1 protein-coding gene is annotated in these 292 nt (G+C 71.2%); it reads right to left on the bottom strand.

Going from position 1 to position 292, the window contains the following annotated elements:
- The coding region (locus CCN33_RS32370; RefSeq protein ID WP_208621965.1) for a hypothetical protein at positions 1–256 on the bottom strand (256 nt) is incomplete at its 3' end.
- Positions 257–292 lie beyond the last annotated feature (36 nt).

The raw sequence follows: 292 nt of genomic DNA, 5'->3' as shown, positions 1-292 counted from the left end.
CCCCGCGCTCGGAGACGGTGCGGGTGTAGGCCTTGCCGGGCACGCCGCGGCCGTCCTTGGCGATGCGCAGGTAGGCGGGCGAGACGGTCTGCATCGCCACGATGTCGTCGAGCTGCCGCACCGACACCAGATCCCGGGCCCGGCCGTCCAGGGCGCCCCTGCGCAGCAGCGGCTTGCGGTTGAAGTACTCCTGGAAGAAGACCTGCCGGTCTCCGACGAGGTCTTCGAAGCCTTGGGGGGTCGTGGATGTGTCCACGCTCTTCGCCTCCAGCGGACGGGGTGGGGCCAGGGG

It is taken from the genome of Streptomyces recifensis, from assembly GCF_002154615.1.
Classification (GTDB): domain Bacteria; phylum Actinomycetota; class Actinomycetes; order Streptomycetales; family Streptomycetaceae; genus Streptomyces; species Streptomyces griseoluteus.
Note: the sequence above shows the minus strand (reverse complement) of the source record. Positions and strands in the feature narration are given on the sequence as shown.